Source organism: Pseudomonas sp. KB_15, from assembly GCF_052114525.1.
Lineage (GTDB): Bacteria > Pseudomonadota > Gammaproteobacteria > Pseudomonadales > Pseudomonadaceae > Aquipseudomonas.
Genome location: NZ_JBFREX010000342.1, coordinates 1 through 373, shown reverse-complemented (window position 1 = coordinate 373; position 373 = coordinate 1). Strand labels below are relative to the sequence as shown.

1 protein-coding gene is annotated in these 373 nt (G+C 68.0%); it reads right to left on the bottom strand.

Annotation, left to right across the window (positions count from 1 at the left end):
* Positions 1-373 (bottom strand): acyl-CoA dehydrogenase family protein (locus AB4Z35_RS31200; RefSeq protein ID WP_442101323.1); only part of this gene is annotated, 373 nt, incomplete at both ends.

The following is a 373-nucleotide window of genomic DNA, read 5'->3' as shown; positions in this document are numbered from 1 at the left end:
CGCACATATAGCCCATGCCGCCGAAGATCTGGAGCACGCGGTCAGACACGCGGCAGCCCATTTCGCTGGCGAACAGCTTGGCGCGGGAGGCGGCGATGCGCGCCGCCGGGTCGCCGGCTTCGATCAGTTCCGCCGCCCGGCCGATCAGCAGGCGTGCGGCTTCGATATCGACGTCGTTGTCGGCGAGCATGAACTGGATGCCCTGATGCTGGCCGATGGCGTTGCCGAACGCCTTGCGCTCATTCGCATACTCGCAGGCCATGGCCTGGCCCCGCGCTGCCAGGCCCAACGAGCGGCWGGCGGAGAGCAGGCGGTCCTGATTGATCGACTGCATCATGCCGAGGAAGCCGGCGTTGGGCGCGCCGAGTACGTC